The following is a 17,489-nucleotide window of genomic DNA, read 5'->3' on the forward strand; positions in this document are numbered from 1 at the left end:
AGAATGGCATTACCCCTCCGGGATCCTTCAATAACTGTGCATGTTGCACACCGCGCGCTATTCCCCGTGCCCGGTTTTTCCTGGCACATCTCTTGCTACTTCCGGCAATCACCGCCCATCTACCAGCCAGAGGTTCCAGGATGTCAAACAACAATGATTTTCCCCTCGTCGAAGCGCCCGCCGCCGGACGCAAAGGCGTATTTTCCATCGCCATGGTGTTGTTCAGCTTTACCTTTTTCACCGGCACGATGTTCGCCGGCGGTAAACTCGGCGTCTCCTTTTCCATCGTCAATCTGCTGTGGATAGCCGTCATCGGCAACGCCTTGCTGGCCCTCTATGCCGCGTCGCTGGGCTGGATCGCCGCGCGCAGCGGCCTGAATACGGTGCTGATGGGCCGGTTCTGCTTCGGGGAGATTGGCAGCAAGCTGGCCGATTTTATTCTTGGCTTTGCCGAGCTGGGCTGGTACGCCTGGGGCACCGCCACGGTCGCTATCTCGTTGGTGAAGATCCTCGCTCTGCCCGAGGCGCTGACCCAGCCGTTGATGGTGCTGTTTGGTATTCTGTTCTGCGTCACCGCGCTGGTGGGCTACAGGGGGCTGGACGCGCTGTCGCGCCTGTCGGTGCCATTGATGTTTGTGCTGCTGATGGTCTCCATGTATCTGGCGCTGCACCACGCCGGCGGCTGGCAGGCGATGACCCGTATTGCGCCGAGCGACACCATGACCTGGTCGGCGGCCATCACCATGGTCTTCGGCACTTTCGCCAGCGGCGCCACCCAGGCGACAAACTGGACCCGGCTGGCCAACTCCAGCCGGACCGCCATTCTCGCCAGCATGGGCAGCTTCCTCATCGGCAACGGGCTGATGATCGTCGCCGGCGCCTGGTGCGCTATCGTCTATCAACAGGCCGATATCGTCGAAGTGCTGATCCTGCAGGGGCTGTCGGTCGCCGCGGTGATCATGCTCTGTCTCAACCTGCTGACCATCCAGGGCCCTACCATCTATAACGTCTCTGCCGCCGCCTGCCATCTGCTGCGCAGCGAACGTCGCCGGACGCTGACCCTCGCCGCCGCCGGGGTGGGCATTGTGCTCGCCATCGGCGGGATGTACGAAATGCTGATCCCGTTCCTCGTGCTGCTGGGCAGTATTATTCCGCCCATCGGCGGGGTGATCCTCGCCGACTACTGGTTCGCCCGCGGCGGACGCTATCCCCTGCTGCAGAACGCCCGCCTGCCGCGTTTTAACTGGCTGGGACTCGGCGCCTACGCCGCCGGCGCGGTGGTGGCCTATCTGTCACCGTGGATCGCGCCGCTGGTGGGGATCACCGTCTCCGCGCTGGTCTATATCGCCCTGACCCTGCTAAGCAAACGCCAGCCTGCCGCCGTCGCGGAGCAGGAGCCATGAGCCTGACGGTCAGCGAACTGCTGGCCCTTGAGGGTCTCTCCGCCCTGCGTCTGCGGGCGGGAAAGCAAGGGCTGCAGCGGGCCGTACGCTGGTACTACGTGGCGGAAAATGAACATATCGCCGAGTGGATCATGGGCGGCGAGCTGGTGTTTATCACCGGCATCAACCATCCCCGGGATGAAGCCAACCTGATCCAGCTGCTGATGGAGGGCAAACAGCGCGGCATCGCCGGGATGGTGATCCTCACCGGCGAGGCCTATATCCACGCCATTCCCGCCACGCTGATCGCCCTTGCCGACGAGCTGGGCATGCCGCTGATTGAGCAGCCCTACCTGCTGAAGATGGTGATTGTCACCGAGCGGGTCGGCACCGCGCTGGTCCGCAGCGAAAACGCCCTGCAGTCGCAGCGCGACATTCTGATGCAGCTGGTCACCGGCGACTATCCGGACCTGCAGATGCTCCATCAGCGCGCCCTGCACCAGCAGCTCGATTTTACCCGTCCGCTGCGGCTGGCGGCGCTGCGTCTGGAGGGGCTGTCCCGCCTGTTTCGCCAGTTCCCGCCCGAGCAGGCCGAAGCCTGGCTGCTGCAGGCCCACCGCAGCGTGCGTCAGCAGCTGCAGCAGCAGCTCAACCAGCAGGGCAATTCCTTTCCGCTGCTGGAGCGCAGCAACATGTTCCTTTTCCTGCTGCCGGATGAGGAGGGGGAAGGCTTTCAGCAGAAAAAATGGCTACAGCAGTGGCTGCAGGCGCTGGCGGACGGAGAGGAGAGTTTGTCGCTGCTCTGCGGCCTCTCCGCGCCGGTCAGGCAGCTGCAGGGCTACCCGCGGGCGCTGTCGCAGGCGCGCCAGGCGCTGGATCTGTGCGATACCCTGCGGCCGACCCAGCGCATCAGCGACTATCAGCAGCTGGGGTTTATCAAACTGCTGTCCGCGGTCAGCGACCCGGCGCTGCTCAACGATTTTATGCACGACACCCTCGGCTGCCTGATCGAGCCGGGCCGTAAAGCGCCGTGGCTGCTGCTGGAGACCCTCGAGACGCTGCTGCAGGAGAACGGCAACGTGGTGCGGGCCGCCGACCGGCTGGGTCTCCATCGCAACACGTTGCATCAGCGCATCCAGCGCATTGAAAAACTGACCGGCTACCCGGTCAGCCACCCTCAGTTTCATCTCAACGCCTCGGTCGCGCTGGTGATCTGGCGTTTATCGCAAAACCATTTACAGGACCCACCATGAAAATTATTAACGCTCGCCTGCGCCGCCAGGAGGCGCTGTTTACCCTTGACCTGCAGGACGGGATAATTCACCGCATCACCGCCCAGGCCGCGATGCAGACTGCCGACGCCGGGGCTATCGACGCCCAGGGCCGGCTGGCGATCCCGCCCTTCGTCGAGCCGCATATCCATCTTGACGCCACCCTCACCGCGGGTGAGCCGGAGTGGAACCGCAGCGGCACCCTGTTTGAAGGCATCACCCGCTGGAGCCAGCGCAAAGCGAGTATTACTCCGGAGGACACCCGCCAGCGGGCGCTGAAAACCATCGGCATGCTGCGCGATTTCGGCGTCCAGCACGTCCGCACCCATGTGGATGTCACCGACCCGTCGCTGGCGGCCCTGCAGGCGCTGCTGGCGGTGAAACAAGAGGCCGCCGATCTCATCGATCTGCAGATTGTCGCCTTTCCGCAGGAGGGAATCGAATCGTATCCCAACGGCCGGGAGCTGATGACGCGCGCCATCGAGATGGGCGCCGACGTGGTGGGCGGCATTCCGCACTATGAGAACACCCGTGACAAAGGGGTCAGCTCGGTGATGTTTTTGATGGACCTCGCCCAGCGTTACGGCCGCCTGGTGGATGTCCACTGCGATGAAATCGACGATCCGCAGTCGCGTTTCCTCGAAGTGCTGGCGGAAGAGGCGCGGGTGCGCGGCATGGGGGCGCAGGTCACCGCCAGCCACACCTGCGCGATGGGCTCTTATGATAACGCCTACTGCTCAAAGCTGTTTCGCCTGCTGAAAGCCTCGGGCATCAACTTCATCTCCTGCCCGACCGAAAGCATTCATCTGCAGGGCCGGTTTGACAGCTGGCCGAAACGGCGCGGCGTCACCCGGGTGGCGGAGCTGGATCGCGCCGGCATCAATGTCTGCTTTGCCCAGGACTCGATTCAGGATCCGTGGTATCCGCTGGGGAACGGCAATATCCTGCGCATTCTGGATGCCGGACTGCACATCTGCCATATGCTCGGCTATGACGATCTGCAGCGCTGCCTCGACTTCGTCACCGACAACAGCGCCCGGGCGCTGTGTCTGGGCGATAACTACGGCCTCGCCGAAGGCCGCCCGGCGAACCTGCTGATCCTCGATGCTGAAAACGACTACGAGGCCGTCCGCCGTCAGGCACGGGTGCTGACCTCCATTCGCCACGGCAGGGTGATTTTGCAGCGTGAGGTGGAGCACATCCGCTACCCGGCATAGGGCGCAAGGCGCTGCGCGACGACGCCTTTCTGTGATACCTTTTCAGGCAGTGTGCGTGACCGACGCCCGCCCGGGCGTCGGCTTCCTGGAAAACAGACGGCGCGAAACGACGATGAGCGATAAAAAATGGATTAAGGCCGAGGACGTGGCCAGACTGGCCGGGGTCTCGCGCTCGGCGGTCTCCCGCACCTTCACCCCCGGCGCCTCGGTGTCGGAGAAGACCCGGCAGAAGGTGCTGAGCGCCGCGGAAGCCCTGGGCTATCAGGTGAATATCATCGCCCGGACGATGATCACCGGCAGCAGTAATTTTATCGGCATCGTCACCGCCGGTTTCGACAACCCGTTTCGCAGCAAACTGCTGGCGCCGCTGGTCCATCAGCTGGCGCTCAATGGCTTTATGCCGCTGCTGATGAACGCTGACGATCCGCAGCAGCTCGCCCCCTCGCTTAAACTACTGCTGAGCTATCACGTCGCCGGGGTGATCATCACCTCCGGCGCGCCGCCGCTGTCGCTGGCGGAAGAGTATCTCGCGCGCAAGATCCCCGTCACCCTGATCAACCGCCATGCGGACCTCGCCGGCTGCGACCGGGTGTGCAGCGATAACGCCCAGGGAGCGAAGCTGGTGGCGGATCTGTTCAGCCGCCGAGGCTGGCGGCAGGTTGGCTTTATTGGCGAAAATCGCGAGAACTTCAGCACCCGCCAGCGCTATGAGGCTTTTATCGCCCGGACGTCGGATATGGCGGTGAGCAGCCGCTTCTGCGACGGCGGCGGCTATCAGGCCGGCTACCAGGCTGCCAGAGAATTGGTTGCTGAAAACCCCGGGATGCAGGCGCTGTTTTGCGCCACCGATATGCTGGCGCTGGGCGCCCAGGACGGCCTGCGGGACGCCGCCGCCCCGCTGCCGGCCATCGTCGGCTTTGACGATATCCCGCAGGCGGACTGGCAGCCCTATCAGCTCACCACCGTTCAGCAGAATACCGCCCTGCTGGCCCACCACGCGGTGGATTTGTTAATGACGCGGATCGCCCGCTTCAGCCTGCCCTCGCGCCATCGCGAAGTGCCGGTGAAACTAATTATTCGCCATAGCGCCAAATGAAAAAATCATTTTATGCTGGAGCGATCACAGAATCTTCTGCGAAACCCGGCCACACTCATTCGGCCCTTCGGGGCTGTTTTTTTCACGCAAAATGCACACGTGTGCAAAATGGGGAGTCACTATGCAATCTCAGGAATCAGAAGCGCTACAGGCCCGCTACCGTCTGGCCTGCGAGCTGGCGAAAGCGGGGGCTGAGCTGGCGTTTGAATACTATCAACAGCGCGAGGCGTTGACCGTCGACCATAAGGGCGACGACCTGCAGGATGTGGTCAGCGTGGCCGATAAGCGGGTGGAGGCCTTTGTCAAACAGCGCATTCAGAGCGCGTTTCCGGAGGATGGTTTTCTCGGCGAAGAGAGCGGCGCCCGCCTGCCCGACGCGCGAGTGCTGTGGGTGGTCGACCCCATCGATGGCACCAGCTGTTTCCTCAACGGCCTGCACACCTGGTGCCTGTCGCTGGCGATCGTCGCCGACGGCGAACCGGTCATCGGCGTGGTCTACGACCCCAACCATCGCGAGCTGTTTCACGCCCTGCGGGGCCATGGCGCCTGGCTCAACGACGCTCCGATCCGTCCGCACCCCGCGACGACGGTCAAAGAGGGCGTGATGGGCGTCGGCACCTCGCATCGCGTCACCCCGGCGGACTTTCTGCCGTTTCTGCAGGCGCTGCTCAGCGACGGCGGCATGTTTATCCGCAACGGCTCCGGGGCGTTGATGAGCGCCTGGGCGGCGGCGGGCCGGTTGATTGGCTACTACGAGCCGCACATGAACCCGTGGGACGCCCTGCCGGGGCTGGTGCTGATGCGCGAAGCGGGCGGCGCCAGCAACGATTTTCTGGCGCAGGAGGGGATCCAGCGCGGCAATCCGCTGCTGCTGGCCAGCCAGACGCTCTACCCGCAGCTGAAAAAGATGATCCCACAACCATTACATTAACCCTTACGGGTCAGGCTATTTCTGATTATGTACTCTACACAGTAACGATAACTTCATTCACGGACGAACCACATCAATCAGTCAGGCCTCCGACCTGCGGAGAACCACCTATGTCTGGAATTATCGCTTTTTTCCGGGCGTCGCCGCCGAAAGCGGGCGCCGCGTTTGATGAACACCGTTTTCGCCGGGTGCGCTGGCAAACCTTTATCGCCATGACCCTGGCCTACGTCACCTTTTACGTCTGCCGGTTATCCTTCACCGTCGCTAAAAGCGCGCTGGTGGAGCTGGGGATCACCCCGACGGAGCTCGGCATGATCGGCTCTACCCTGTTCTTCAGCTACGCCATCGGCAAACTGGTCAATGGTTTTATCGCCGATCACGCCAACGTGGTGCGCTATATGAGCCTCGGTTTATTGCTCAGCGCCGGGATGAACCTGATGATGGGGATGACCACCAACGCCCTGCTGCTGGCCATCTTCTGGGGGATCAACGGTTGGGCGCAGTCGATGGGCGTCGGCCCCTGCGCGGTCTCGCTGGCGCGCTGGTACGGCGTTAAGGAGCGCGGCACCTTCTATGGCATCTGGTCGACGGCGCATAATATCGGCGAGGCGGTGACCTATATGGTGATCGCCGCGGTGATCGCCGGGTTTGGCTGGCAGATGGGCTACCTGTCCACCGCCGCGCTCGGCGCCGCCGGCGTGGTGCTGCTGGTGCTGTTCATGCACGATTCGCCGCAGAGCAGCGGCTTCCCTTCCATCAACGTCATCCGCGATGAACCGCAGGAGGAGGTCGAAGCCCGCGGCTCGGTGTTTAAAAACCAGCTGCTGGCGCTGCGCAACCCGGCGCTGTGGACCCTCGCCCTCGCCTCCGCCTTTATGTACATCGACCGCTACGCCGTCAACTCCTGGGGGATCTTCTTTCTCGAGCAGGATAAAGCTTATTCCACCCTGGAGGCGTCCGGGATTATCGGCGTTAACGCTATCGCCGGCATCGCCGGGACCATCATCGCCGGCATGCTCTCCGACCGCTTTTTCCCGCGCAACCGCAGCGTGATGGCCGGGTTTATCAGCCTGCTGAACACCGCCGGCTTCGCCCTGATGCTCTGGTCGCCGCACAATTACTACACTGATATTCTGGCGATGATTATCTTCGGGGCCACTATTGGCGCTCTGACCTGCTTCCTTGGCGGGCTGATCGCCGTCGATATCTCTTCGCGCAAAGCGGCGGGGGCCGCGCTCGGCACCATCGGCATCGCCAGCTACGCCGGCGCCGGCCTGGGCGAGTTTCTCACCGGGATCATTATTGATAAAACGGCTATCCTTGAGAACGGCAAAACGCTGTATGATTTCAGCACGTTGGCGCTGTTCTGGGTGGGTACCGGTCTGGGTTCCGCGCTACTCTGTTTTACCACTGCCGCCATCGTCGCCCGGCGCCATGCCGTCGAACGGCAGACCTCGTTCTCCTCATAACCGATTAACGAATAAGGAAGAAGATATGATGCCTGCAAGACATCAGGGGCTGTTACGCCTGTTTATCGCCTGCGCGCTGCCGCTGCTGGCGCTGCAATCTGCCGCCGCCGCGGACTGGCAGCTGGAGAAAGTGGTCGAGCTCAGCCGCCACGGTATTCGTCCGCCGACGGCCGGCAACCGGGAAGCCATCGAGGCCGCCACCGGCCGACCGTGGACCGAGTGGACCACCCATGACGGGGAGCTCACCGGCCATGGCTATGCCGCCGTGGTCAACAAAGGGCGTGCGGAAGGCCAGCATTACCGCCAGCTCGGCCTGCTGCAGGCCGGATGCCCGACGGCGGAGTCGATATACGTGCGCGCCAGCCCGTTGCAGCGGACGCGAGCGACCGCCCAGGCGCTGGTGGATGGCGCCTTCCCCGGCTGCGGCGTCGCTATCCATTATGTCAGCGGGGATGCCGATCCCCTGTTTCAGACCGACAAGTTCGCCGCCACGCAAACCGACCCCGCCCGCCAGCTGGCGGCGGTGAAAGAGAAGGCCGGGGATCTGGCGCAGCGTCGGCAGGCGCTGGCGCCGACCATCCAGCTATTGAAACAGGCGGTTTGTCAGGCCGATAAGCCCTGCCCGATCTTCGATACCCCGTGGCAGGTCGAGCAGAGCAAAAGTGGGAAGACCACCATTAGCGGACTGAGCGTGATGGCCAATATGGTGGAGACGCTGCGTCTCGGCTGGAGTGAAAACCTGCCTCTCAGCCAGCTGGCGTGGGGCAAGATCACCCAGGCCAGGCAGATCACCGCCCTGCTGCCGCTGTTAACGGAAAACTACGATCTGAGTAACGATGTGTTGTATACCGCGCAAAAACGCGGGTCGGTGCTGCTCAACGCTATGCTCGATGGCGTCAAACCGGAGGCGAATCCGAACGTACGCTGGCTGCTGCTGGTGGCCCATGACACCAATATCGCCATGGTGCGCACGCTGATGAACTTTAGCTGGCAGCTGCCGGGCTACAGCCGGGGAAATATCCCGCCGGGCAGTAGCCTGGTGCTGGAGCGCTGGCGCAACGCGAAGAGCGGAGAACGCTATCTGCGGGTCTATTTCCAGGCCCAGGGCCTCGACGACCTGCGTCGTCTGCAGACGCCGGACGCGCAGCACCCGATGCTGCGTCAGGAGTGGCATCAGCCGGGCTGCCGTCAGACCGACGTCGGTACGCTGTGTCCCTTCCAGGCGGCTATTACCGCCCTCGGTCAGCGTATCGACCGATCATCCGCCCCGGCGGTAGCCATGGTCCTGCCGTAGCGGCGCGGTGTTTGTCCGGGCCCGGGAAAACCTTTTTTTCCAGGCCCGGCACGACGTCCGTTATCCATTGTCCGGCGCAAACGCCCCGGCGGCGACCTGCGCCGGGGTGACCACCCCGCTGTCCAGCACCCAGCCGCTTATCAGCCCAGCAGGCGTGACGTCGAACGCCGGATTGTAAACGGCAGCCCCCGTCGGCGCCCACTGTACCGCGCCAAAGCTGCCCGCCACTCCGGTCACTTCGGCCGCGGCGCGCTGCTCAATGGGAATGGCCGCCCCGTTCGGGCAATAGCGATCGAGGGTGGTCTGCGGGGCAGCGACGTAAAACGGGATCTGGTGATAATGGGCCAAAACCGCCAGAGAATAGGTGCCGATTTTATTCGCCACGTCGCCGTTGGCGGCGATACGGTCGGCGCCGACCCACACCGCATCCACCTGCCCCTGCGCCATCAGGCTGGCGGCCATTGAATCGGCGATCAGCTGATAGGGCACGCCCAGCTCGCCCAGCTCCCAGGCGGTTAAACGACCGCCCTGCAGCAGCGGCCGGGTTTCATCAACCCATACGTTGGTCACCTTTCCCTGCCGGTGCGCCAGCGCGATAACGCCCAGGGCGGTCCCTACCCCGGCGGTCGCCAGGCCACCGGTGTTGCAGTGGGTCAGCAGTCGACTGCCGGGCTTCACCAGCGCACTGCCCGCCTCAGCGATGCGGTCGCACAGCTGTTTATCTTCTTCGACCAGACGCAAGGCTTCCGCTTCCAGCGCCTGCGGGTAATCCTCCCGGGCCAGCGCCTGCTTCATGCGATCCAGATTATTCATCAGGTTGACCGCCGTCGGCCGCGCCGCGCGCAGCGTCTCCAGCGCCTGCTGGAGTGCATCCCGGTTCAGGCCGCGCTGGGCCAGCAGGGCCAGCAGCAGGCTGGCGGACAGGCCAATCAGCGGCGCGCCGCGCACCCGCAGGGTATGAATATGGTCCACCAGCAGCGCAACGTTATCCGCCGCCAGCCAGCGTTGTTCCTGCGGCAAGGCCTGCTGGTCGAGAATAAAAAGCTGATTTTCACTCACCCGCAGGCTGGTGGTCTGTAATGTCTGCATGTCGTTAAATCCCTGTTGCGTTGTTGTATCACATTGTGTCAGGATGGAATCCAGAAGTATAGACGTCTGAACGGCTTAATCAGAATTCGAGGATCGAGGCAATGTCGCAATACCATACCTTCACCGCCCACGATGCCGTGGCTTACGCGCAACAGTTCGCCGGCATCGACAACCCATCTGAGCTGGTCAGCGCGCAGGAAGTGGGCGATGGCAACCTCAATCTGGTGTTTAAAGTGTTCGATCGTCAGGGCGTCAGCCGGGCGATCGTCAAACAGGCCCTGCCCTACGTGCGCTGCGTCGGCGAATCCTGGCCGCTGACCCTCGACCGCGCCCGTCTCGAAGCGCAGACCCTGGTCGCCCACTATCAGCACAGCCCGCAGCACACGGTAAAAATCCATCACTTTGATCCCGAGCTGGCGGTGATGGTGATGGAAGATCTTTCCGACCACCGCATCTGGCGCGGAGAGCTTATCGCTAACGTCTACTATCCCCAGGCGGCCCGCCAGCTTGGCGACTATCTGGCGCAGGTGCTGTTTCACACCAGCGATTTCTACCTCCATCCCCACGAGAAAAAGGCGCAGGTGGCGCAGTTTATTAACCCGGCGATGTGCGAGATCACCGAGGATCTGTTCTTTAACGACCCGTATCAGATCCACGAGCGCAATAACTACCCGGCGGAGCTGGAGGCCGATGTCGCCGCCCTGCGCGACGACGCCCAGCTTAAGCTGGCGGTGGCGGCGCTGAAGCACCGTTTCTTTGCCCATGCGGAAGCGCTGCTGCACGGCGATATCCACAGCAGGTCGATCTTCGTTGCCGAAGGCAGCCTGAAGGCCATCGACGCCGAGTTCGGCTACTTCGGCCCCATTGGCTTCGATATCGGCACCGCCATCGGCAACCTGCTGCTTAACTACTGCGGCCTGCCGGGCCAGCTCGGCATTCGCGATGCCGCCGCCGCGCGCGAGCAGCGGCTGAACGACATCCACCAGCTGTGGACCACCTTCGCCGAGCGCTTCCAGGCGCTGGCGGCGGAGAAAACCCGCGACGCGGCGCTGGCTTACCCCGGCTATGCCTCCGCCTTTCTGAAGAAAGTCTGGGCGGACGCGGTCGGCTTCTGCGGCAGCGAACTGATCCGCCGCAGCGTCGGACTGTCGCACGTCGCGGATATCGACACTATCCAGGACGACGCCATGCGTCATGAGTGCCTGCGCCACGCCATTACCCTGGGCAGAGCGCTGATCGTGCTGGCCGAGCGTATCGACAGCGTCGACGAGCTGCTGGCGCGGGTACGCCAGTACAGCTGAGTGCGCCTGTTTCCCTCACCCCAACCCTCTCCAACAGGGAGAGGGAGCACCCCCTAAAAAAGTGCTATTTTCGGGGATTGCCCGGCGGCGCTGCGCTTGCCGGGCCTACAGATAGCCGCATAACGGTTTGATCTTGCACTCTTTCGTAGGCCGGGTAAGGCGAAAACCGCCACCCGGCAGACATGCGAGCACAATTTTGCGTTTACCTTACCCTCACCCCAGATACTCAATCACCGATAGCCCGCCGTTGTAATCGGTGCTGTAGATAATGCCTTGCGCATCGACAAACACGTCACAGGACTGGATCACCCGCGGGCGGCCGGGACGGGTATCCATCATTCTCTCAGGCGCAGCCGGGACCAGCGCCCCGGTCTCCAGCGGGCGATACGGGTTGGAAATATCGTAAGCCCGCACGCCGGCATTCTGATACGTGGCAAAAATCAGCGTTGAGCTGACAAAGCTGCCGGGACGATTCTCATGCAGGTTGTGCGGGCCGAAATGCGCCCCTTTCGCCACGTAATCCGCTTCGTCCGGCGGCGGGAAGGTGGCGATGCTCACCGGGTTGGTTGGCTCGCGGATATCAAACAGCCAGATCAGCTTCTCGCCGTCCTCCTGGTTATCGAGCACCGCTTCATCCAGCACCACCAGCAGATCGCGATCCGGCAGCGGCAGCGCGGTATGCGTTCCGCCGCCGAACGGCGGGCTCCAGTTGCGATGGCTAATCAGCCTCGGCTGGGTACGGTCTTTGACATCCAGCAGCGTCAGGCCGCCGTCGCGCCAGCTGCCGTAGGCGGTATCCCCGGCAATAATGGCGTGATGCAGCGCATAGCGTTTGCCCTGCGGCCAGTCCGGTGTTTCACCGCCCGCCTGGTGCATCCCCGGCAGCCACCAGCGCCCGGCTACTTCGGGCTTACGCGGATCGGCCAGATCGATGGTCAGGAAGATGTAGTCGGTAAAACCGTCGATCAGCGCGGACACATACGCCCAGCGCCCGCCGACGTACCAGATGCGGTGAATACCGATGCCGTTAAGCGACAGGAAACTGATTTCCCGCGGCTGCGCGGGAGTGGAAATATCAAAGATGCGCAGCCCGGCGCTCCAGCCCTTGTCCTGCACATCGCTGACCGTGTCGCCCACCGAGCGGGTGTAGTACACCTTCTCATCAGCAAAACGGGCGTCAGCAAACAGATCCCGGGCGTTGATCACCAGCAGCAGATCGTCATGCGCCTGGAGATGCACGTTCCAGGTGCCCGGCGGCGCGGCAATATAGTTGACGGTGGTGGGCCGGGTCGGATCGCGAACATCGACCACGGAAAAGCCCTGCGACACCATATGGCCGATATAGGCGAATCCGCGATGCACCATCAGCTGCACGCCGTCCGGACGACCGCCCTGATCGCTATGGCCAATCAGCCGCATATTGCGGCTGTATTCGGGGGAAGGTAATGCTGACATAGGGGATCCCTCTCGCCCGGTGGCATGGTTTTCCCCCTCTCCCTGCGGAGAGGGCCGGGGCGAGGGCACCAGGCCGCCGCCCACCGCCACCCGGCTTGATTTTATTTGTTCTTCGCTTCCAGCGTCGCGAACCACGGCGCGATAAAGTCTTCGGTCTGGCCCCAGCCAGGGATAATTTTCCCCAGCGACGCCACGTTTACCGCTCCCGGCTGGGCCGCCAGCAGCGCCTGGGGAATCGCTGCCGCCTTGAAGTCGTAGGTGGCTGGCGTCGGCTCGCCGGCGATCTTATTGGCGATCAGCCGCACGTTGGTCGCGCCGATAAGCTTCGGATCCACCGCCACGCTCACCTTCCACGGGCTGCCGGCCTCGCGCATCAGCTGCAGATCCTGGTTGGAAATATCAATGCTGTAGAGTTTGATCTCGGTGCGGCCGTTCTCTTTCAGCGCCTTATAAGCCCCCTGGCTAAAGGCATCCCAGGTGCCCCAGATCGCGTCAATTTTCCCTTTCGGATACTTGGCGAGGATCGCCCCCACCTTGTTGGCAGTGTCGCCCTGCACATCGGATGACACGGCGCCGATCGACTCCAGCTCTTTAATCCCCGGGTTTTGCTTCAGCAGCGTCTGGTAAGCCGCCTGACGGCGCTCCATTGGCGGGAAGCCCGCCACCCACAGCTTGACGATGTTGGCCTTACCGTTGAAGTCTTTCACCAGCTGGCCAAAGGAGAGCTCGGTCAGTGAGGCGTCATCCTGCTGGCTGACCGTCACCCCGGGGATCTCACCGCTTACCGCGGTATCGAACACCGCCACTTTGATCCCGGCGTCCACCGCCTTCTTCACCAGGGCGGTGGAATACGGGTCACGCCCCTGAGAGAGAATAATGCCATCGTATTTCTGGCTGATGGCCTGGTTGACGAAGTCCTGGAATTTGGCGTCATCGCCGTTGCTCAGGAAGGTGCTGATTTTGAAACCGAGCTTTTTGCCTTCCTGCAACGCCCCGGCGACAAACTGGGTGGTGTTATCGTCAGACCCGAGGTTGCGGATCACGGCAATGCGGATCGGGCCGTTGTGTTCGGCAATCGCCGCCGGCACCGGCGTCGGGGCGGTGGCCAGCGCCGCCGTCGACTGCAGCAGACCCAGCGTCATCAGAGAGAGTGCGATCTTTTTCATGCGGTTTACCCTGTAAAATGTTAAGTACGGCGCTGAAAATAGGTCAGTGCCAGCGCGCCAGCCAGCACCAACCCTTTAATAATGTCCATCGCGTAATACGGCACCGAGAGCATCACCAGCCCGTTGGAGAGCACGCCGAGGATCACCGCCCCCACCAGCGTCCCCAGGGCGTTTGGTTTGCCGGAGCCCGCCAGCGAAAAGCCGATCCAGGCCGCGGCCACCGCGTCCATCAGATAGCCGCCGCCGGCGTTGACCTGCGAAGAGCCGATGCGCGAGGCCAGCAGAATGCCGCCGAGCCCGGCCAGCAGCGAGGCAATCACGTATGCTGCGACTTTGTAACGCGTGATCCGCAGGCCGGAGAGCCGCGCCGCCTCCGGGTTGCCGCCGATGGCGTACATCCGCCGTCCGTGGGTAGTGAACGACAGCGCCAGCTGGGCGACCAGCGTCACCACCAGCATGATAATGACGATGGTCGGCACCTGCCCCAGCGCGCCAAAGGCCGCCGGGATAGTACCCTCCGCCATCTCGCCGCTCGGCAGAACCATGTTTTCGGTAATCGACCCACCGTAGCTGTAGGTCATTGCCACGCCCTGAATCACAAACAGGCTGGCCAGGGTGGCGAGCATGTCAGGAATGCGCAGCACCACGATCAGAAAGGCGTTAAACAGCCCCACCAGGGTGCAGAGCGCAAGGGTTATCAGAATCGCTTCGGTGGTCCCCAGGCCATGCCAGACAAACAGGGAAATCACCAGCGCGTTAGCCAGCGATGCCGTCGATCCGACGGACAGATCGAAGCCGCCGATGGTGAGGGAAATCGACACCCCAATGGCAATCACCGTCACGATGGCAATCGAGCGCAGAATGTTGATGATGTTGAACGGGTCAAGGAAGTTGTCCGAGGCGAGGCCAAAGACCGCCACCAGCAGCACCACGGTCAGCAACATGCCCCACTTATAGAGAAAATCAAAAAATCGCTGACGGCCCGATACCGTCGCGTTCACTGCCAGGGCCTTGCTCACGCTGCCGCTCCTCCGGTTGAATAATAAAGCAGTGTCTCTTCCCGGGCTTCCGCGCCGGGGATCTCCGCTACGATCCGTCCGTCCCACAGTACGCAGATGCGGTCGCATAAACCGACCAGCTCGGCGAATTCACCCGAGGCATAAATCACCCCTTTGCCTTCCCGCGCCAGACCATCGATCAGCATGAACAGATCGGTTTTCGCTTTCACATCGACCCCTTTGGTCGGTTCGTCAAAAATCAAAACGTTGGCATCACCGCGCAGCCATTTGCCAATGGCCACCTTCTGCTGGTTGCCGCCAGAAAGACGGCGCAGCGTCTGACCGGGACCGGTAGCGCGCACGCCGAGGCGGGCAATCACCTCCTCCGCCCAGCGCCAGGCCTGCCGATGGCCAAACAGGCTCCAGCGCGAAAAGCTGTTATCGGCGCTGACCGCCAGGTTCATCGCGATCGGCTCTTCAATGAAAATGCCCTCTTTGCGTCGCTCCTCTGGGACCAGCGCCAGGCCGCGCCCCACCGAGTCGGCCGGATCGCGCGGTCGCCACGGCTGGCCGTTCAGCTCGCCACGCTGCACCCGGCTTTTGCTGGCGCCGAACAGCGCTTTGCACAGCTCGGTTTTGCCCGCGCCGGCCAGCCCGGCGATACCCAGAATTTCCCCCTTCCGCAGGCGCAGCGAAATATCCTGCAGCAACGCCTCATCATGCAGACCGTCAACCTGCAACAGCACCTCTTCGCCGTGCGGCGGGCGCGGCGGCGGGAAGATATCGCTCAGCTCGTGGCCCAGCATCTTTTCGACGATCTGTTCGCCGCTCAGCGGCCCCATCGGGCCGCTCTCAATCAGCCGCCCGTCGCGCAGCACCGTCAGGGTGTCGCAGATCGCCTTCAGCTCATGGATACGATGCGAAATAAACACCACCCCGATCCCCTGATGCTGCAGACGGCGTACTACCGCAAACAGACGCTCACTTTCATGCTGATCCAACGGCGCAGTGGGTTCATCGAGGATCAAAAAGCGGCAATGGTGCGACAGGGCGCGGGCCAACAGGATTTGCTGTTTTTCGGCGAGCGTGCAGCTGTCAATGGAGCGCCGGACGTCCAGCGCCACATCCAGCTGCGCCAGCGCCTCGCGCGCCAGCTGCCGAACCCGCGACCAGCGGAAGGTCATGCCCGGCTCCGCCAGCCTGTCCAGCATAATGTTTTCCGCAATGCTCAGGCCCGGCACCAGCGCCACGTCCACCTCCTGCTGCACCAGGTGGATCCCCAGCTGTTTAGCATCCCGCGGCGAACGAATGATGACCGGCTGGTTGTTGATCGTCACTTCGCCCTCATAGTGGGCGTGGGTGCCGCACAGCACGGCCATCAGCGTCGACTTACCCGCGCCGTTGGCCCCGGTCAGGGCATGCACCGACCCGCCATGGAGGGTAAAGTCCACCTTGTTCAGCGCCTGAAAGCCGGAGAAGGCCAGGCTAATGTTATGCATCTCAAGGCGATTCGCGCTCATCACTGCTCCCGTGCGGCAATTAATCTTCTGATTTAACGAATTTTTCATAGCCGCCGCTGGCTGACAACTGCGTAAAAAGCATAAGATACAACGAAATAATATTAGCCATCTGGATGTCCAGACATAACATCAGGTTAGCCCAACACCCATAAGGACAGCTTCCATGAGCAACAGCGATATCCGCGTCGTGCCCGGCCCGGCCAACTATTTCTCCCATCCTGGCAGCCTTGAGCGGCTGAGCGATTTTTTTAACGCCGACCAGCTCTCGCGAGCGGTGTGGGTCTATGGCGAGCGCGCTCTGGCCGGCGCCGAACCTTTTCTGCCGGCGGCCTTCCACCTGCCGGAGGCGAAAAAGATCCGCTTTACCGGCCACTGCAGCGAACGCGACGTGGCGGGGCTGGTGCAGGCCTCCGGTGACGATCGGGCGGTAGTGATTGGCGTCGGCGGCGGCGCGCTGCTCGACAGCGCGAAAGTGCTGGCCCGCCGCCTGGGGGTACCGCTGGTGGCCATCCCGACTATCGCCGCCACCTGCGCGGCGTGGACGCCGCTGTCGGTGTGGTATAGCGACGCCGGACAGGCCCTGAATTTTGAGATCTTCGATGACGCCAACTTCCTGGTGCTGGTCGAACCGCGCATCATTCTCAACGCCCCGGCGGAGTACCTGCTGGCGGGCATTGGCGACACCTTAGCCAAATGGTATGAGGCCGTGGTGCTGGCGCCGCAGCCGAAGGCGCTGCCGCTCACCGTACGGCTGGGGATTAACGGCGCGCTGGCGATCCGCGACGTGCTGCTGGCCAGCAGCGAAACGGCGCTGGCGGACCAGCGCCGCGGCGATCTGACCCAGGCGTTTCGCGATGTGGTGGAGGCGATTATCGCCGGTGGCGGGATGGTTGGCGGGCTGGGGGAACGTTACACCCGGGTCGCCGCCGCCCATGCGGTGCACAACGGACTGACGGTGCTGCCGCAGACGGATAAATTTCTTCACGGTACCAAAGTGGCCTACGGCATTCTGGTACAGAGCGCCCTGCTTGGTCAGGACGATGTGCTGGCGCAGTTAGTGCAGGCGTATCAGCGCTTTAACCTGCCGACCACCCTGGCGGCGCTGGAAGTCGATATCAATAACCGCGCAGAGCTGGACCGGGTCATTGCCCATACCCTGCGCCCGGGCGAGTCGATTCACTATTTACCGGTGACGTTAACCCCTGAGGTTCTGCGCGCGGCGTTTGAGAAGGTGGAATACTTCAGCCGTTAATCACCCCGACCGTCTATACCTAATGATGATGCTCACCACTCTCGCAAC

Annotated in this window: 14 protein-coding genes; 9 read left to right on the forward strand and 5 right to left on the reverse strand. The window is 62.7% G+C overall.

Annotated elements, in window-relative coordinates:
- Window positions 1–140 precede the first annotated feature (140 nt).
- The 7 genes from codB to LPQ25_RS18645 all read left to right on the forward strand — a co-directional run bounded on the left by codB (window position 141) and on the right by LPQ25_RS18645 (window position 8,660).
- Window positions 141–1,403 (forward strand): cytosine permease, encoded by a 1,263-nt coding sequence (gene codB / locus LPQ25_RS18615; RefSeq protein ID WP_012737635.1) that lies wholly within the window; start codon window positions 141–143, stop codon window positions 1,401–1,403.
- Complete coding sequence (locus LPQ25_RS18620) at window positions 1,400–2,635, forward strand: PucR family transcriptional regulator (RefSeq protein ID WP_041168983.1); 1,236 nt, start codon at window positions 1,400–1,402, stop codon at window positions 2,633–2,635. The genes codB and LPQ25_RS18620 overlap by 4 nt, the downstream gene beginning before the upstream one ends.
- Window positions 2,632–3,870 carry a cytosine deaminase gene (gene codA / locus LPQ25_RS18625; RefSeq protein ID WP_012737633.1) on the forward strand — a complete coding sequence of 413 codons (1,239 nt, stop codon included), beginning with the start codon at window positions 2,632–2,634 and terminating at the stop codon, window positions 3,868–3,870. Before LPQ25_RS18620 ends, codA begins: the two co-directional genes overlap by 4 nt.
- A gap of 145 nt (window positions 3,871–4,015) precedes the next feature.
- Window positions 4,016–4,966, forward strand: coding sequence for a LacI family DNA-binding transcriptional regulator (locus tag LPQ25_RS18630; protein ID WP_074398606.1), 951 nt, complete (start codon window positions 4,016–4,018; stop codon window positions 4,964–4,966).
- 121 nt (window positions 4,967–5,087) lie between these two features.
- Window positions 5,088–5,897: an inositol monophosphatase family protein gene (locus LPQ25_RS18635; RefSeq protein WP_004178995.1), complete on the forward strand. Its 810-nt coding sequence runs from the start codon at window positions 5,088–5,090 to the stop codon at window positions 5,895–5,897.
- A gap of 110 nt (window positions 5,898–6,007) precedes the next feature.
- Window positions 6,008–7,366 (forward strand): MFS transporter, encoded by a 1,359-nt coding sequence (locus LPQ25_RS18640; RefSeq protein ID WP_002894151.1) that lies wholly within the window; start codon window positions 6,008–6,010, stop codon window positions 7,364–7,366.
- A gap of 25 nt (window positions 7,367–7,391) precedes the next feature.
- Entirely contained in the window at window positions 7,392–8,660 is a 1,269-nt protein-coding gene (locus tag LPQ25_RS18645; RefSeq protein ID WP_004178993.1) for a histidine phosphatase family protein, read from the forward strand.
- A gap of 60 nt (window positions 8,661–8,720) precedes the next feature.
- Here the strand turns inward: LPQ25_RS18645 and mtnA are convergent, their stop codons facing one another.
- Window positions 8,721–9,749, reverse strand: a complete 1,029-nt coding sequence (mtnA, locus tag LPQ25_RS18650) for an S-methyl-5-thioribose-1-phosphate isomerase (protein WP_012737629.1) — start codon at window positions 9,747–9,749, stop codon at window positions 8,721–8,723.
- A gap of 101 nt (window positions 9,750–9,850) precedes the next feature.
- Between mtnA and mtnK the strand changes: the two genes are divergently transcribed.
- Entirely contained in the window at window positions 9,851–11,050 is a 1,200-nt protein-coding gene (gene mtnK, locus LPQ25_RS18655) for an S-methyl-5-thioribose kinase (RefSeq protein ID WP_014907935.1), read from the forward strand.
- Between the two features lie 213 nt (window positions 11,051–11,263).
- Here the strand turns inward: mtnK and LPQ25_RS18660 are convergent, their stop codons facing one another.
- The 4 genes from LPQ25_RS18660 to LPQ25_RS18675 form a co-directional block, all read right to left on the reverse strand.
- The gene (locus LPQ25_RS18660) at window positions 11,264–12,505 is read right to left on the reverse strand and encodes an LVIVD repeat-containing protein (protein ID WP_004210861.1); all 1,242 of its coding nucleotides are present in this window, start codon (window positions 12,503–12,505) and stop codon (window positions 11,264–11,266) included.
- Window positions 12,506–12,606: 101 nt separating this feature from the next.
- On the reverse strand, window positions 12,607–13,671 hold the full coding sequence (locus LPQ25_RS18665) for a sugar ABC transporter substrate-binding protein (protein ID WP_002894036.1): 1,065 nt from the start codon (window positions 13,669–13,671) through the stop codon (window positions 12,607–12,609).
- Between the two features lie 20 nt (window positions 13,672–13,691).
- Window positions 13,692–14,690 carry an ABC transporter permease gene (locus tag LPQ25_RS18670; RefSeq protein WP_002894035.1) on the reverse strand — a complete coding sequence of 333 codons (999 nt, stop codon included), beginning with the start codon at window positions 14,688–14,690 and terminating at the stop codon, window positions 13,692–13,694.
- Window positions 14,687–16,189, reverse strand: coding sequence for a sugar ABC transporter ATP-binding protein (locus LPQ25_RS18675; protein WP_014907937.1), 1,503 nt, complete (start codon window positions 16,187–16,189; stop codon window positions 14,687–14,689). Before LPQ25_RS18675 ends, LPQ25_RS18670 begins: the two co-directional genes overlap by 4 nt.
- Before the next feature lie 163 nt (window positions 16,190–16,352).
- Between LPQ25_RS18675 and LPQ25_RS18680 the strand changes: the two genes are divergently transcribed.
- A complete protein-coding gene (locus LPQ25_RS18680; RefSeq protein ID WP_004191385.1) occupies window positions 16,353–17,441 on the forward strand; it encodes an oxidoreductase in 1,089 nt (362 codons plus the stop codon).
- The last annotated feature ends 48 nt before the right edge of the window (window positions 17,442–17,489 follow it).

The organism is Klebsiella sp. KPN54798 (assembly GCF_021184225.1).
In the GTDB taxonomy this organism is placed as follows: Bacteria; Pseudomonadota; Gammaproteobacteria; order Enterobacterales; family Enterobacteriaceae; genus Klebsiella; species Klebsiella pneumoniae.

Excerpts from the sequence above, each read along its gene's own strand:
- codB (WP_012737635.1), top strand. The coding sequence starts at position 141 with ATGTCAAACAACAATGATTTTCCCCTCGTCGAAGCGCCCGCCGCCGGA.
- LPQ25_RS18620 (WP_041168983.1), top strand. The coding sequence starts at position 1,400 with ATGAGCCTGACGGTCAGCGAACTGCTGGCCCTTGAGGGTCTCTCCGCC.
- codA (WP_012737633.1), top strand. The coding sequence starts at position 2,632 with ATGAAAATTATTAACGCTCGCCTGCGCCGCCAGGAGGCGCTGTTTACC.
- LPQ25_RS18635 (WP_004178995.1), top strand. The coding sequence starts at position 5,088 with ATGCAATCTCAGGAATCAGAAGCGCTACAGGCCCGCTACCGTCTGGCC.
- LPQ25_RS18640 (WP_002894151.1), top strand. The coding sequence starts at position 6,008 with ATGTCTGGAATTATCGCTTTTTTCCGGGCGTCGCCGCCGAAAGCGGGC.
- LPQ25_RS18645 (WP_004178993.1), top strand. The coding sequence starts at position 7,392 with ATGATGCCTGCAAGACATCAGGGGCTGTTACGCCTGTTTATCGCCTGC.
- mtnA (WP_012737629.1), bottom strand. The coding sequence starts at position 9,749 with ATGCAGACATTACAGACCACCAGCCTGCGGGTGAGTGAAAATCAGCTT.
- mtnK (WP_014907935.1), top strand. The coding sequence starts at position 9,851 with ATGTCGCAATACCATACCTTCACCGCCCACGATGCCGTGGCTTACGCG.
- LPQ25_RS18660 (WP_004210861.1), bottom strand. The coding sequence starts at position 12,505 with ATGTCAGCATTACCTTCCCCCGAATACAGCCGCAATATGCGGCTGATT.
- LPQ25_RS18665 (WP_002894036.1), bottom strand. The coding sequence starts at position 13,671 with ATGAAAAAGATCGCACTCTCTCTGATGACGCTGGGTCTGCTGCAGTCG.
- LPQ25_RS18675 (WP_014907937.1), bottom strand. The coding sequence starts at position 16,189 with ATGAGCGCGAATCGCCTTGAGATGCATAACATTAGCCTGGCCTTCTCC.
- LPQ25_RS18680 (WP_004191385.1), top strand. The coding sequence starts at position 16,353 with ATGAGCAACAGCGATATCCGCGTCGTGCCCGGCCCGGCCAACTATTTC.